Genomic DNA, 15,108 nt, shown 5'->3' on the forward strand with positions numbered 1-15,108 from the left:
GTGCTGGCACACTGGTCCGTCGGTCCCGGTTCACGAGCGGCTGCCCAGTCCGCCGACCCGGTGCCCTCCCGATCAGCTAGGAGAATCCCTTGAAGTCCAACGTTCACCCGGAGTACGTGCTCACCAAGGTGACCTGCACCTGTGGCAACGAGTTCACCACCCGCTCCACCGAGACCAGCGGCGAGATCCGCGCCGAGGTCTGCTCGAACTGCCACCCGTTCTACACCGGCAAGCAGAAGATCCTCGACACCGGTGGCCGCGTGGCCCGCTTCGAGGCCCGCTTCGGCAAGAAGCTCTCCGGCGGCAAGGCCTAGCGCTTCCACGGCGCCGGTCTCGGACGTCCCCGTGCTCGTCACGGAGGCGTCCGGGCCGGCGCCGTTCGCGTCTCCCCCCTCCAGCACCCCGCGGCACACTCACGGAAGTAGGACAGACCGATGTTCGAGGCAGTCGAAGAGCTCCTCGTCGAGCACGCCGACCTCGAGAAGAGGCTGGCCGACCCGTCGGTGCACGCCGACCAGGCGAACGCCCGCAAGCTGGCCAAGCGCTACGCCGAGCTGACCCCGATCACCCGGACGTACCTGGCCTGGCGGCAGGCCGGCGAGGACATCGCCGCCGCGCGCGAACTCGCCGTCGAGGACCCCGACTTCATCGCGGAGGCGAAGGCGTCCGAGGCCCGCCAGGAGGAGCTGACCGAGGAGCTGCGGCTGCTGCTGGTGCCGCGCGACCCCAACGACGACAAGGACGTCATCCTGGAGGTCAAGGCGGGCGAGGGCGGCGAGGAGTCCGCGCTGTTCGCCGGGGACCTGCTGCGGATGTACCTGCGCTACGCCGAGCGGCTGGGCTGGAAGACCGAGATCATCGACGCCAACGAGTCCGACCTCGGCGGCTACAAGGACGTCTCGGTCGCCGTGAAGACCAAGGGCAGCACCGAGCCCGGGCAGGGCGTCTGGGCCCGGCTGAAGTACGAGGGCGGCGTGCACCGGGTGCAGCGGGTGCCCGCGACCGAGTCGCAGGGCCGCATCCACACCTCCGCCGCGGGCGTGCTGGTCACCCCGGAGGCCGAGGAGGTCGAGGTGGAGATCCACGCCAACGACCTGCGGATCGACGTCTACCGCTCCTCCGGCCCCGGCGGCCAGTCGGTGAACACCACCGACTCCGCGGTCCGGATCACCCACCTGCCGACCGGTATCGTGGCGTCCTGCCAGAACGAGAAGAGCCAGCTGCAGAACAAGGAGCAGGCGATGCGCATCCTGCGTTCGCGGCTGTTGGCCGCCGCGCAGGAGGAGGCCGAGCGGGAGGCGTCCGACGCCCGCCGCAGCCAGGTCCGCACCGTGGACCGCTCCGAGCGGATCCGGACGTACAACTTCCCGGAGAACCGCATCTCCGACCACCGCACCGGCTTCAAGTCGTACAACCTGGACCAGGTGCTGGACGGCGACCTGAACGCGGTGATCCAGTCCTGCGTGGACGCCGACGCCGCGGCCAAGCTGGCCGCCGCCCAGGAGAACTGAGCCTAAGGGGCCCGAGGGATGAACCTGCTGCTCGCCGAGGTGGCCCAGGCCACCCAGCGCCTGGCCGCGGCCGGCGTGCCCTCGCCGCGCTTCGACGCGGAGGAGCTGGCGGCGCACGTCCACGGGGTGAAGCGCAGCCAGTTGCACACCGTGCCGGACGGCGACTTCGACGCCCGGTACTGGGAGGCGGTCTCCCGCCGCGAGCAGCGCGAGCCGCTGCAGCACATCACCGGGCGGGCGTTCTTCCGCTACCTCGAACTGGAGGTCGGCCCCGGGGTGTTCGTTCCCCGGCCGGAGACCGAGTCGGTGGTCGAGTGGGCGATAGACGCGGTCCGCGCGATGGACGTGGCCGAGCCGCTGGTGGTCGACCTGTGCACCGGCTCCGGGGCGATCGCGCTGGCCCTCGCCCAGGAACTGCCCCGCTCCACCGTGCACGCCTTCGAGCTCGACGAGGGCGCCCTGGCCTACACCCGGCGCAACGTCGAGGCCAGCCCCGACCGGGCCCGGGTCCACCTGCACCAGGGCGACGCCACCCAGGCGTTCGCCGACGACCGCGGCTGGGACGGCCGCTTCGACCTGGTGATCAGCAACCCGCCGTACATCCCGCTCACCGAGTGGGAGTACGTCGCCCCCGAGGCCCGCGACCACGACCCGCAGATGTCGCTGTTCTCCGGCGAGGACGGGCTGGACACCATCCGCGGCATCGAACGCGTCGCGGCCCGGCTGCTGCGGCCCGGCGGCGCGGTGGTGATCGAGCACGCGGACACCCAGGGCGGGCAGGTCCCGTGGATCTTCCGCGAGGAGGGCGGCTGGACGGACGCCGCCGACCACCGGGACCTCAACAACCGGCCGCGCTTCACAACGGCCCGAAGGGTCTCGTTGTGAACATCGAGCACAGCACGACGGCCCGAAGGGTCTCGTTGTGAACACCGAGCACAGCACGACGGCCAGGCGTGTTTCGCTGTAGGCACCGCCCCGCCGTGAGCACGGCCTCGCTGTACGTACCACTGACACCACCGGAAGGGGAATGCTCCGATGAGCCGCCGATACGACTGCTCCGACGCCCAGGACCGCGCGAGCGGGCTGCGTGAGGCCGCCACGGCGATCCGCCGCGGGGAGCTGGTGGTGGTGCCGACCGACACCGTGTACGGCATCGCCGCGGACGCCTTCTCGCCGGAGGCGGTCGGCGCGCTGCTGGCGGCCAAGGGCCGGGGGCGGAACATGCCCTCGCCGGTGCTGGTCGGGTCGCCGACCACGCTGCACGGGCTGGTCACCGACTTCTCCGAGCAGGCCTGGGAGCTGGTGGACGCGTTCTGGCCGGGCGGCCTGACCCTGGTGGCGCGCCACCAGCCGTCGCTGCGTTGGGACTTGGGCGAGACCCGGGGCACCGTCGCGGTCCGGATGCCGCTGCACCCGGTCGTCCTGGAGCTGCTGAACGCCACCGGCCCGCTCGCGGTCTCCTCCGGCAACAAGACCGGCGGCCCGTCCCCGTCCACCTGCGACGAGGCCCAGGCGCAGCTCGGTGACGCGGTCTCGATCTACCTGGACGGCGGCACGGCCGACTACGGCACGCCCTCCACCATCGTCGACGTCACCGGCAAGGTGCCGGTGGTGCTGCGGGCGGGCGCGATCAGCGTCGAGCAGCTGAGGGAGGTCGTTCCGGACGTGGAGGCCGGCAGTTGACCGCCGCCGCCCCGTCGTACGGAGCGGGGAGCGCCCTGGCACCCTTCGCGGAGCCGGGGCCGCTCCCGCTGGACACCTTCCGGATCCTGTTCGTCTGCACCGGCAACATCTGCCGCTCCCCGATCGCCGAGCGGTTGGCCCGGCTGGAGCTGGACTCCCGGCTCGGCGTGCGCACCGGCCGCCGGATCGTGGTGGAGAGCGCCGGGACGTGGGGCCACGAGGGGGCCCCGATGGAGGCGCACGCGGCGACGGTGCTCGGCGAGTACGGCGCGGACAGCGCGGGCTTCGCCGGCCGGGAGCTGCTGGACGAGCACGTGATCGACGCCGACCTGGTGCTGACCGCGACCCTGGACCACCGGGCGCAGGTCATCTCGATGGGGCACGCAGCGGGGCTGCGCACCTTCACGATCAAGGAGTTCACCCGTCTGGTGCAAAGGGTCGACCCGCGCACCCTGCCGGACCCGCGGGACGGCGCGCGGCTGACCGAACGCGCCCGCGCACTGGTCCGCTCGGCCGCCGCCCTGCGGGGCTGGCTGCTGGCCTCCGCGCCCGAGTTCGACGAGCTGAGGGACCCTTACGGAGCCCCGATCGGGATGTTCCGCAACTGCGGCGAGGAGATATTCGACGCGCTGGACCCGGTGGTGACCGCACTGACGGGTGTGCCCCGCTGAGTTGAGCGCCCTCCACTAAAGTTTCCGTGGGGGATTTGTGAAGAATGCGTGCGCAGGCGGTGGTGGCAACCGGAAAGGCGCAAGCCCGCGCGTGCGGGCGGGCCGGGCGGCGGGGGCCGACCTACGCTGGGGGAACCTGCCCGCCACCGCAGCCTGGAGCCGCACCATGACGGTCGCCGACGCCCCGCTCACCCACTGGGAGGCCGCCGAGGCCCTGCGCACGGCCGACCCGCTGATCGCCGACCTGCTCACCGCCGAGGCCGAACGCCGGGCCGGGAGCCTGCAACTGCTCGCCGGGGAGAACCTGGCCACCCCCGCCGTGCTGGCCGCGCTCACCGGCCCGCTGGTCGACAAGTACGCCGAGGGCTACCCCGGCCGCCGCCACCACACCGGCTGCGGACCCGCCGACACCGTGGAGCTGCTGGCGGTCGACCGGGCCCGCGAACTCTTCGCCGCCCCGCACGCCAACGTCCAGCCCCGCTCCGCGACTTCGGCGATGCTGGCGGCCTACGCGGCCCTGCTGCGACCGGACGACGCGGTGCTCGCGATGTCGCTGGAGCACGGCGGCCACCTGAGCGCCGGGTCGCGCGCCAACTTCTCCGGCCGCTGGTTCCGCTTCCACGGCTACGGGGTGCGCGCCGACGACGGCCGGATCGACCTCGACCAGGTCCGCGCGCTGGCCCGCGAGCACCGCCCGAAGGCGATCGTGGCGGGCGGCATCTCCTACCCGCGGCACGTCGACTGGGCCGCCTTCCGGGAGATCGCCGACGAGGTCGACGCCTACCTGATCGCCGCCGCCGGGCAGACCGCTGGCCTGGTCGCGGCCGGCGCGGCGCCCTCCCCGGTGCCGCACGCGGACGTCACCGTGGCCGCCACCCACAAGCTGCTGCGCGGCCCGCGCGGCGGGCTGCTGCTGTGCACCGCCGAACTGGCCGACCGGATCGACCGGGCGGTGTTCCCGTTCAGCCAGGGCGGCGCGGCGATGCACGAGGTGGCCGCCAAGGCGGTGGCGCTGGCCCAGGCCGCCACTCCCGCGTACACCGGCTACGTCCGCCGGGCGGTCGCCGGGGCGCGGGCGCTGGCCGCCGAACTGGCCGCGGCCGGGGCGCCGCCGCTCACCGGCGGCACCGACACCCACCTGGTGACCGCCTCGGTCGCCCCACTCGGCCTGACCGGCGTGGAGGCCGAACGCCGGTGCGCCGCCGTCGGACTGATGCTCGGCCGCTGCGCCCTCCCGTACGACCCGGCGCCGCCCACCGAGACCTCCGGGATCCGGCTGGGCACCGGGGCCTGCGCGGCCCAGGGGATGGGGGAGGCGGAGCTCGCCGAGGTCGGTGCCCTGCTGGGACGGGTGCTGGGCGGGGCGGCGGCCGAACCGGTGCGGCGGCGGGTGCGGGAGCTGGCCCGGGCGTTCGCCGGGCGGGGCTGAGCGTCCGGACGGGCCCGCGTCCGGCCGGTCCTCCGTCCGGGGAGAACCGCGATGCGGGGGCACGGCGTCGGAGTCAATAAGGTGTGCTCCGTGGCGACGCACCTCGAACCCCGAACCAGCGCGGGAGTACCCTGCGTACTCGTCCGTCCGAGCGCGACCCTGGAGGCCGGTGGTGCGTGAGTATCTGCTGGTCATGTTCGTCTCGGCGGCGGTGACCTACCTGCTGGTCAGTCCGGTGCGGAAGTTCGCCATCGCGGCCGGGGCGATGCCCGCCGTCCGGGCGCGCGACGTGCACCGCGAGCCCACGCCGCGGCTCGGCGGCATCGCGATGTTCGGCGGCCTGCTGGCCGGCCTGCTCGCCGCGTCCCAACTCTCCGGCCTGGGCCGGATGTTCGTGCAGAGCGCGGACATCAAGGCGCTGCTCTCCGGGGCCGGGATCATGTTCGTGCTGGGCGTCCTGGACGACAAGTGGGGCGTGGACGCGCTGGTGAAGCTCGGCGGCCAGATGATCGCCGCGGGCGTGATGGTCTGGCAGGGCGTCACGGTGATCTCCATCCCGGTGCCCGGCTACGGGACCGTCCCGACCACGCCCACCCAGGGCATGCTGATCTCGGTCGTGCTGGTGGTCGTCATGGTCAACGCGGTGAACTTCATCGACGGCCTGGACGGCCTGGCCGCGGGCATGGTCTGCATCGCCGCGATGGCCTTCTTCCTCTACTCGTACCGGCTCTGGCTCGGCTACGGGATCAACGACGCCGCGCCCGCCGCGCTGTTCACCGCCGTGCTGATCGGCATGTGCCTGGGCTTCCTGCCGCACAACCTGCACCCGGCGCGGATCTTCATGGGCGACTCCGGCTCGATGATGCTCGGCCTGATGCTGGCCGTCGCCGCGATCTCCATCACCGGCCGCGTCGACCCCGACCTGGTCACCGCGCAGACCGGTTCGCAGACCACCGCGATCCACGCCCTGGTGCCGATCTACATCCCGCTGATCCTGCCGCTGACGGTGATCGCGCTGCCGCTGGCCGACCTGCTGCTGGCCGTGGTGCGCCGCACCTGGGCGGGCAGGTCGCCGTTCGCCGCGGACAAGCAGCACCTGCACCACCGGCTGCTGGAGGTCGGGCACTCGCACAGCCGGGCCGTGCTGATCATGTACTTCTGGGCCGCGCTGATCGCCTTCGGCACCGTCGCGGTGTCGGTCACCAACACCGGCCGCGCGGTGATCCTGTCGATGGCGGGCCTGTGCCTGGTCGGCCTCGCGGTGCTGCTGATGCCGCGCTTCAAGCCGCGTGCGCCCAAGGCCGTGCAGCCCTTCGTCCCGCCCCGCTACCGGGACGGCGAGGGGGCCGGCGAGGAGGCGGACGCGGTGGCGGCGGCCGGGGAGGGCGCGGGCGGCGGGACGCCCGCGATGGCCGAGCTGTCGGCCGAGGACAAGGCCCTGCTGGGGCGGATGGGCACCGGCGCGACGGCGGTCGGGCCGCGCGGCGAGCGGCGGTCCTGACGGGAGGTCAACCCCGGTTGGGCCGTTCGGCGGCACTCGTGGGCCCTCCGTGTGACAGGTACCACACGTTCATGGTAAAGCTCTCATCAAATAGTTTGTGATACCGTTCACGAGTACCGAGAACACGCCGAAAGACCTGACAGGTGGAGGACTTCCGTCCCCGGTCGGTCTCCCTCGACGGGCTCGCCGTTCAGTCGGCTGTCCGCGGCGAGGTCCTCGCACCCCCGTGTGTCTCTGCCCCCCGTTTCCGACATGCCGCCGGAGTTGCCGACATGCCGTCCCACGACGCCCGGATCCTCCGTGGCGCCGCAATCCCCACTGCGGTCGCCGGAGTGGTCGCCATGGCGGCCTCCTTCGCCGCCGCCGGAGGGAAGGGCCTGCTCGGCGCCCTGCTCGCGACCGTGGTCGTGATCGCCTTCTTCGCGGTCGGCCAGGTCGCGCTCGACCGGCTGGGCCGGAACAACCCGCAGATGCTGATGCCGATCGCGATGCTGGTCTACACCACTCAGATCCTGGTGATCGGCATCCTGCTCGCGGTGGCCAAGCACCTCACCTTCTTCGACCACAAGGTCTTCGGGTTCACGCTGCTCGGCCTGGTGATCATCTGGATGGGCTTCCAGGTGCGGGGCTGGCTCAAGGCCAAGACCTTCTACGTGGAACCCGACGGCAAGCCGAAATCAGGGCGTCAACCGTGAGCGGGGCATACCGTCCCCCTCGCGAGGGGGGCGGTGTTTATGCCCTCCTGACGGACTGCTATCGTCCGTCCCAACGGCGGAGTACGGGAAGCGGCCAGGTCCCTCCGATGATCGGACGGATCGCCCCCCGGCTCCACGAAGCTTTCGAAGATCCCGCGGTGGGGATATGCGCCGCGCCGGGTCAGCGAGAAATCCGACAAGTTCCAGTGCCGCACCGTGGCCACCGGCCGCGCCGACACACCGAGGTTGCCGTAACCATGCGTCAGAACGAAGGAGTCTGTGGTGGGTGCTGACGTCCAGCTCGCCTCCGAGGCCAGTTGCCACCTTTTCTCCGGCTGCGGCTTCCCGGCCCCCGGTCTCGGTGAGTTCCAGTTCAAGCCGATCTTCACGGTCGCCGGCGTCGAGTTCACCAAGCCGATGCTGCTGGCGATCATCTGCGCGCTGCTGGTGGTCGGGTTCTTCTGGGCTGCGTTCGCCAAGCCGAAGCTCCTCCCCAGCAAGTTCCAGCTGGTCGGCGAGATCGGGTACGACTTCGTCAAGCGGAGCATCGTGCTGGAGACCATCGGCAAAAAGGGCGAGAAGTACGTCCCGATGCTGGTCTCGATGTTCTTCTTCGTGTGGATCATGAACATCATGTCCATCATCCCGTTCGCCCAGTTCCCGGTGATGTCGCGCATCGCGTACCCGGTCGGGCTGGCGGCGATCGTGTGGGTCACCTACATGGGGCTGACCTTCAAGAAGCACGGCTTCGTCGGCGGCATGAAGAACCTCTGCTGGCCGTCGGGCATCCCGGGCTGGGTCATGGTCATCCTGGTGCCGATCGAGTTCTTCTCGAACATCTTCGTGCGCCCCTTCACCCTCGCGGTCCGAGCCTTCGCCAACATGTTCGCCGGTCACCTGCTGATCGTCGTCTTCTCGGTGGCCTCGTGGTACCTGCTGAGCCCCACCATCGGCGCCCTGTACGGCTCGGTGTCCTTCGTGGTGGCTGCCGGTCTGACCGCCTTCGAGCTGCTGGTGCAGTTCCTGCAGGCGTACATCTTCGTGATGCTCGCCAGCAGCTACATCGCCGGTGCCCTGGAAGAGGCGCACTGAGCCCCGCGGCCCCGGCCGCGCCCTGAACTCCCGGTGGCCAACACCCACCGGTATCCCATCCCCGCAAAGGATTAGCTGAGATGTCCGCTCTCGCTGAAGGTGTCCACGGTTCCGTCGCTTCCATCGGCTACGGCCTCGCCGCGATCGGCCCCGGCATCGGCGTCGGTCTGATCTTCGGTAACGGCGTGCAGGCGATGGCCCGTCAGCCCGAGGCCGCCGGCCTGATCCGCTCGAACATGTTCATCGGCTTCGCGCTGACCGAGGCCCTCGCCCTGATCGGCATCGTCATGCCGTTCGTCTACGGCCAGTGAGCCAGGCGCACCGGTAGTCACTTCCGACGAAAGGTTCTGATATGGCCCCCGAGGTTCTCCTCGCGGCAGAAGAGAAGATGAACCCTCTTCTCCCCGCGTGGCCCGAGGTCATCATCGGCCTGCTCTGCTTCTTCATCGTCTTCGGCATCCTCGGCAAGAAGCTCCTCCCCAGCATCGAGAAGGTGCTGGGGGAGCGCCGTGACGCCATCGAAGGCGGCATGAAGCGCGCGGACGCCGCTCAGGCCGAGGCCCAGGCCCTGCTTGAGCAGTACCGCGCGGAGCTCGCCGAGGCGCGCCACGAGGCTGCTCGGATCACCGAGCACGCCCGTGAGCAGGGCGCTGCCCTGATCACCGAGATGCGCGAGGAGGGCCAGCGCCAGCGCGAGGCCATCGTCGCGGCCGGCCACGCCCAGATCGAGGCCGACAAGAAGCAGGCGACCGCGGTCCTTCGCCAGGACGTCGGCTCGCTGGCCTCCCAGCTGGCCTCCCGCATCGTCGGTGAGTCGCTGGAGGACCACGCCCGCCAGAGCGGTGTCATCGACCGCTTCCTGGACGAGCTGGAGTCCAAGGCCGCCGCTGCCCAGGGTGCGTCCAAGTGATCGGCGCGAGCCGTGAGGCACTCGCCGCCGGTCGCGAGAACCTGGAGAGCCTGACCGACAACACTTCGGTGGACGCGGCCAAGCTCGCCGAGGAACTCGCTGCCGTCACCGCGCTGCTGGACCGCGAGGTCTCGCTGCGCCGCGTCCTGACCGACCCCGCGCGGTCCGGTCAGGACAAGGCCCAGCTGGTCGCCTCGCTGCTGAACGGCCAGGTCTCCGGTGAGAGTGTCGACCTGGTCTCCGGCCTGGTCCGCTCGCGCTGGTCCGGCCCGCGCGACCTGGTCGACGCGGTCGAGGAACTCGCCGCGTACGCCGAGGTCATCGCCGCCGACAAGGCGGGCGCGCTGGACGACGTCGAGGACGAGCTGTTCCGGTTCGGCCGGGTGGTGGCGGGCTCGCACGAGCTGCGCGCCGCGCTGACCGAGCCGAAGGCCGACGCCGCCGCCAAGGCCGCGCTGGTGCGCAAGCTCCTCGGCGGCCGCGCCAACGCGGGCACCGTCCGCCTGGTCACCAGCCTGGTCACCAACCCGCGTGGTCGTAGCCTGGAAGGTGGCCTGGAGTCCTACTCCAAGCTCGCCGCCTCCCGGCGGGGCCGCGTGGTGGCCCTGGTCACCAGCGCGATCCCGCTGTCGGACGTCCAGAAGCAGCGCCTCGCCGCCGCCCTGGCCGGTCTGTACGGCCGTTCGGTGCACCTGAACATCGACGTGGACCCCGCGGTCCAGGGCGGTGTCCGGGTCCAGATCGGCGACGAGATCATCGACGGCACCGTCGCGAGCCGCCTCGAAGGCGCTCGCCAGGGCCTCGAAGGCTGAGCACCAGCACTATCCGACCCTCGGTCGGGCGTCGGTCCACACCAGGTGGGCCGGCAAAACGTACGGCCGGTTCACCCGACCCGGCCGAGAGTCGAGCACTTGCGGCCCTCAATGGCGGGCCGAGGATCGCAAACTAGGAGAGCAGGGAAGCCTGATGGCGGAGCTTACGATCCGTCCGGAGGAGATCCGGGACGCGCTGGCCGACTTTGTCCAGTCGTACCAGCCGGACGCGGCCTCGCGTGAAGAGGTCGGCACGGTCACCGAGGCCATGGACGGTATCGCCAAGGTCGAGGGTCTGCCCTCGGTCATGGCCAACGAGCTGCTGAAGTTCGAGGACGGCACCCTCGGCCTCGCGCTGAACCTCGACACCCGCGAGATCGGTGTCGTCGTCCTCGGTGAGTTCTCGGGCATCGAGGAGGGCCAGACGGTGCAGCGCACCGGCGAGGTCCTCTCCGTCCCGGTCGGCGACGGCTACCTCGGCCGCGTCGTGGACCCGCTGGGCAACCCGATCGACGGCCTGGGCGAGATCGCGGCCACCGGCCGTCGCGCCCTGGAGCTGCAGGCCCCCGGCGTCATGGCCCGCAAGTCGGTCAAGCAGCCGCTGCAGACCGGCATCAAGGCCATCGACGCGATGACCCCGATCGGCCGCGGCCAGCGCCAGCTGATCATCGGTGACCGCCAGACCGGCAAGACCGCCGTCGCCGTCGACACGATCATCAACCAGCGCGACAACTGGCGCTCGGGCGACCCGGAGAAGCAGGTCCGCTGCATCTACGTCGCCGTGGGCCAGAAGGGCTCCACCATCGCGTCCGTCCGCGGCGCCCTGGAGGAGGCCGGCGCGCTGGAGTACACCACCATCGTGGCCGCTCCCGCCTCCGACCCGGCCGGCTTCAAGTACCTCGCCCCGTACACCGGTTCGGCCATCGGCCAGGAGTGGATGTACGACGGCAAGCACGTCCTCATCGTCTTCGACGACCTGTCGAAGCAGGCCGAGGCCTACCGCTCCGTCTCCCTGCTGCTGCGCCGCCCGCCGGGCCGCGAGGCGTACCCGGGTGACGTCTTCTACCTGCACTCCCGCCTGCTGGAGCGCTGCGCCAAGCTGAACGACGCCCTCGGCGGCGGCTCGATGACCGGTCTGCCGATCATCGAGACCAAGGCCAACGACGTCTCGGCGTACATCCCGACCAACGTCATCTCCATCACCGACGGCCAGTGCTTCCTGGAGTCCGACCTGTTCAACGCCGGCATCCGCCCGGCCGTGAACGTCGGCATCTCGGTCTCCCGCGTCGGTGGCTCCGCCCAGATCAAGGCCATGCGCTCGGTCGCCGGCCGTCTGCGCCTGGACCTCGCCCAGTACCGCGAGCTGGAGGCCTTCGCGGCCTTCGGTTCCGACCTGGACGCGGCCTCCAAGGCCCAGCTGGAGCGCGGTGCGCGCATGGTCGAGCTGCTGAAGCAGGGCCAGTACCAGCCGTTCCCGGTCGAGGAGCAGGTCGTCTCCATCTGGGCCGGCACCACCGGTCAGCTGGACGACGTCCCGGTGGCGGACATCCGCCGCTTCGAGCGCGAGTTCCTGGACAACGTCCGCCTGGAGCACAAGGGCATCCTGGCCGGCATCGTCGAGACCGGCCTGCTGGAGCAGGGCACCATCGACGCGCTGACCGCCGCCATCACGTCCTTCAAGCAGGGCTTCACCACGGCTGACGGCAAGCTGCTCTCCGAGCAGGCCTGAGTCCGGTAGCGAGGGAAAGGACGTAACGACCCATGGGAGCACAGCTTCGGGTCTACAAGCGCCGCATCCGCTCCGTCACCGCGACGAAGAAGATCACCAAGGCGATGGAGATGATCTCCGCGTCGCGCATCGTCAAGGCGCAGCGCGCGGTGGCCGCCTCCACTCCGTACGCCGACGAGCTCACCCGCGCGGTGACCGCGGTGGCCACCCGGTCCACCGCGAAGCACCCGCTGACCACCGAGAACCCGAACGCCTCGCGCGCCGCCGTCCTGCTGATCACGGCGGACCGCGGCCTGGCGGGCGGCTACTCGACCAACGCCATCAAGCAGTCGCTGGCGCTCGCCGCCCGCCTCCGCGAAGAGGGCAAGGAAGTGGTCACGTACATCGTCGGCCGCAAGGGCGTGGGCTACTACGGCTTCCGCAACCTGGCGGTGGCGAACTCCTGGACCGGCTTCTCCGACAAGCCGACCTACGGGGACGCCAAGACGATCGCGGCGGACCTGATCGAGGCCTTCACCGCGGAGACCGGCGGCGTGGACGAGCTGCACCTGGTGTCGACCGAGTTCGTGTCGATGCTGACGCAGAACGCGGTGGACAACCGCCTGCTGCCGCTGAAGCTCGACGAGGTCGAGCTGAGCGACGGTGCGGCGGCGAAGAACCAGATCTTCCCGCTGTACGACTTCGAGCCGTCGGCGGAGGGCGTCCTCGACGCGCTGCTGCCGCGGTACGTCGAGAGCCGGATCTACAACGCGCTGCTGCAGTCGGCCGCCTCCGAGCACGCCGCCCGCCGTCGTGCGATGAAGAGCGCGACGGACAACGCCGGCGAGCTCATCAAGTCGCTGACGCGGCTTGCCAACTCGGCCCGTCAGGCCGAGATCACCCAGGAAATCAGCGAGATCGTGGGCGGCGCGAACGCGCTGGCCGACGCTAGCGCGGGGAGCGAATGAGTATGACCACCACTGTTGAGCCGACCACGGCGACGGGCCGCGTCGCGCGGGTCATCGGCCCGGTCGTCGACGTGGAGTTCCCCGTCGACGCCATTCCGGACATGTTCAACGCCCTGCACGTCGAGGTGGACAACCCCGACGGCTCGGGCAAGAAGACCCTGACCCTCGAGGTCGCCCAGCACCTCGGCGACGGCCTGGTCCGCGGCATCTCGATGCAGCCGACCGACGGCCTGGTCCGCGGTTCGCAGGTCGTCGACACCGGTGCGGCGATCTCCGTCCCGGTCGGCCAGATCACCAAGGGCAAGGTGTTCAACGCCCTCGGTGAGGTGCTGAACGTCGACAAGGCCGAGTTCGAGTCCCAGGTGCAGGTCAAGTGGCCGATCCACCGCAAGGCCCCGAACTTCTCCGAGCTCGAGTCGAAGACCGAGATGTTCGAGACCGGCATCAAGGTCATCGACCTGCTCACCCCGTACGTCCAGGGTGGCAAGATCGGTCTGTTCGGTGGTGCCGGTGTCGGCAAGACCGTTCTGATCCAGGAGATGATCTACCGCGTCGCCGAGAACTTCGGTGGTGTGTCGGTGTTCGCCGGTGTCGGCGAGCGCACCCGTGAGGGCAACGACCTCATCGACGAGATGGTCGACTCGGGCGTCCTGGACAAGACCGCGCTGGTCTTCGGCCAGATGGACGAGCCCCCGGGCACCCGTCTGCGCGTCGCGCTCTCCGCGCTGACCATGGCGGAGTACTTCCGCGACGTCGAGAAGCAGGACGTGCTCCTCTTCATCGACAACATCTTCCGGTTCACCCAGGCCGGTTCCGAGGTGTCGACCCTGCTCGGCCGCATGCCCTCCGCGGTGGGCTACCAGCCGAACCTGGCCGACGAGATGGGCCTCCTGCAGGAGCGCATCACCTCGACCCGCGGTCACTCGATCACCTCGATGCAGGCGATCTACGTCCCCGCGGACGACCTGACCGACCCGGCCCCGGCCACCACCTTCGCCCACCTGGACGCGACCACCGTTCTGTCGCGCCCGATCTCGGAGAAGGGCATCTACCCGGCCGTCGACCCGCTGGACTCCACGTCCCGCATCCTCGACCCGCGGTACATCACGCAGCTCCACTACGACACGGCCGTCCGTATCAAGGGGATCCTGCAGAAGTACAAGGACCTCCAGGACATCATCGCGATCCTCGGCATCGACGAGCTGTCCGAGGAGGACAAGGTCACGGTGCAGCGGGCCCGCCGCATCGAGCGCTTCCTCTCGCAGAACACCTACGTGGCGAAGCAGTTCACCGGCGTCGACGGCTCGACCGTTCCGCTGTCGGAGACCATCGAGGCCTTCAACGCGATCGCGGACGGCAAGTACGACCACGTCCCGGAGCAGGCCTTCTTCATGTGCGGTGGCATCGACGACCTCGAGCGCAACGCCGCCGAGCTGCTGAAGAAGTAACCGCAGGCCGGTTGCGCGGCAGACCGAACCGTTGAGGGGTGGTCCCCGGCTCTCCGTCGGGGGCCACCCCTCACCGCTGGATCTGCTGTGATCCCCGTCATGTACGGGCCCTTGGTTTCGTCCCGGGGGCGCGTGACCGTTATTCTTACCGAAACTGCCGAGACCGCCGCCCGTTCGCCCGGGTGCCCGAGGACCGGCAAGAGCCAAGGAGCCCACGTTGGCTGAGCTGCACGTCGAGCTGGTCGCAGCCGACCGCAAGGTGTGGTCCGGTGCGGCCACCATCGTTGTCGCCCGTACGGCCTCCGGTGACACCGGCATCATGCCGGGCCACACCCCGGTGCTGAGCGTGCTGGAGACCGGTCCGGTCACCATCCGCACCACCGACCAGGGCACGGTCGTCGCCGCGGTGCACGGCGGCTTCATCTCGTTCGCCGACAACAAGCTGTCGATCCTCGCCGAGATCGCCGAGCTGGCCGACGAGATCGACGTCGCCCGGGCCGAGCGCGCCCTGGAGAACGCCAAGAACGAGGCCGACTCGCACGCCGAGCGGCGCGCCGAGGTCCGTCTGCTCGCCGCCGGCGGGCTCAAGGCGCAGCACTGAGCCTGATGTGATCTCAGCGACGGTCCCGGGGACGCCTGCAGCGTGACCCCGGGACTGTCGCATCAGTTGGTAGGAACGA

16 protein-coding genes are annotated in these 15,108 nt (G+C 70.4%); all 16 read left to right on the plus strand.

The features are described 5' to 3' along the window. Positions 1-89 precede the first annotated feature (89 nt). The 16 genes from rpmE (at position 90) to QSK52_RS07365 (ending at position 15,029) form a co-directional block, all read left to right on the plus strand. On the plus strand, positions 90-314 hold the full coding sequence (gene rpmE / locus QSK52_RS07290) for a 50S ribosomal protein L31 (protein WP_033214688.1): 225 nt from the start codon (positions 90-92) through the stop codon (positions 312-314). A 120-nt stretch (positions 315-434) separates the two neighbouring features. Then, complete coding sequence (gene prfA, locus QSK52_RS07295; protein ID WP_285734873.1) at positions 435-1,511, plus strand: peptide chain release factor 1; 1,077 nt, start codon at positions 435-437, stop codon at positions 1,509-1,511. A gap of 18 nt (positions 1,512-1,529) precedes the next feature. Beyond that, a complete protein-coding gene (gene prmC / locus QSK52_RS07300; protein ID WP_285734875.1) occupies positions 1,530-2,396 on the plus strand; it encodes a peptide chain release factor N(5)-glutamine methyltransferase in 867 nt (288 codons plus the stop codon). A gap of 150 nt (positions 2,397-2,546) precedes the next feature. Next, complete coding sequence (locus QSK52_RS07305) at positions 2,547-3,194, plus strand: L-threonylcarbamoyladenylate synthase (protein WP_285734877.1); 648 nt, start codon at positions 2,547-2,549, stop codon at positions 3,192-3,194. A gap of 35 nt (positions 3,195-3,229) precedes the next feature. Further along, entirely contained in the window at positions 3,230-3,865 is a 636-nt protein-coding gene (locus QSK52_RS07310; protein ID WP_285735099.1) for a protein-tyrosine-phosphatase, read from the plus strand. Between the two features lie 166 nt (positions 3,866-4,031). Continuing rightward, entirely contained in the window at positions 4,032-5,294 is a 1,263-nt protein-coding gene (gene glyA / locus QSK52_RS07315) for a serine hydroxymethyltransferase (protein WP_285734879.1), read from the plus strand. A gap of 172 nt (positions 5,295-5,466) precedes the next feature. Then, positions 5,467-6,795 carry an MraY family glycosyltransferase gene (locus QSK52_RS07320; RefSeq protein WP_285734881.1) on the plus strand — a complete coding sequence of 443 codons (1,329 nt, stop codon included), beginning with the start codon at positions 5,467-5,469 and terminating at the stop codon, positions 6,793-6,795. Positions 6,796-7,067: 272 nt separating this feature from the next. Next, positions 7,068-7,490, plus strand: a complete 423-nt coding sequence (locus QSK52_RS07325; RefSeq protein WP_285734883.1) for a hypothetical protein — start codon at positions 7,068-7,070, stop codon at positions 7,488-7,490. A gap of 282 nt (positions 7,491-7,772) precedes the next feature. After that, a complete protein-coding gene (gene atpB / locus QSK52_RS07330) occupies positions 7,773-8,582 on the plus strand; it encodes a F0F1 ATP synthase subunit A (protein WP_285734885.1) in 810 nt (269 codons plus the stop codon). A gap of 80 nt (positions 8,583-8,662) precedes the next feature. Next, positions 8,663-8,893 carry an ATP synthase F0 subunit C gene (atpE, locus tag QSK52_RS07335; protein WP_285734887.1) on the plus strand — a complete coding sequence of 77 codons (231 nt, stop codon included), beginning with the start codon at positions 8,663-8,665 and terminating at the stop codon, positions 8,891-8,893. A gap of 41 nt (positions 8,894-8,934) precedes the next feature. After that, entirely contained in the window at positions 8,935-9,492 is a 558-nt protein-coding gene (locus tag QSK52_RS07340) for a F0F1 ATP synthase subunit B (RefSeq protein WP_285734889.1), read from the plus strand. After that, positions 9,489-10,304: a F0F1 ATP synthase subunit delta gene (locus QSK52_RS07345; RefSeq protein WP_285734891.1), complete on the plus strand. Its 816-nt coding sequence runs from the start codon at positions 9,489-9,491 to the stop codon at positions 10,302-10,304. The genes QSK52_RS07340 and QSK52_RS07345 overlap by 4 nt, the downstream gene beginning before the upstream one ends. 154 nt (positions 10,305-10,458) lie before the next feature. Next, on the plus strand, positions 10,459-12,033 hold the full coding sequence (atpA, locus tag QSK52_RS07350; protein ID WP_030457722.1) for a F0F1 ATP synthase subunit alpha: 1,575 nt from the start codon (positions 10,459-10,461) through the stop codon (positions 12,031-12,033). A 32-nt stretch (positions 12,034-12,065) separates the two neighbouring features. Continuing rightward, positions 12,066-12,980: a F0F1 ATP synthase subunit gamma gene (locus QSK52_RS07355; protein WP_285734895.1), complete on the plus strand. Its 915-nt coding sequence runs from the start codon at positions 12,066-12,068 to the stop codon at positions 12,978-12,980. 2 nt (positions 12,981-12,982) lie between these two features. Further along, positions 12,983-14,428, plus strand: coding sequence for a F0F1 ATP synthase subunit beta (gene atpD / locus QSK52_RS07360; RefSeq protein WP_285734897.1), 1,446 nt, complete (start codon positions 12,983-12,985; stop codon positions 14,426-14,428). A gap of 217 nt (positions 14,429-14,645) precedes the next feature. Beyond that, positions 14,646-15,029: a F0F1 ATP synthase subunit epsilon gene (locus tag QSK52_RS07365; RefSeq protein WP_033252989.1), complete on the plus strand. Its 384-nt coding sequence runs from the start codon at positions 14,646-14,648 to the stop codon at positions 15,027-15,029. Positions 15,030-15,108: the final 79 nt, after the last annotated feature.

It is taken from the genome of Kitasatospora phosalacinea (genome assembly GCF_030268885.1).
GTDB lineage: Bacteria > Actinomycetota > Actinomycetes > Streptomycetales > Streptomycetaceae > Kitasatospora > Kitasatospora phosalacinea_C.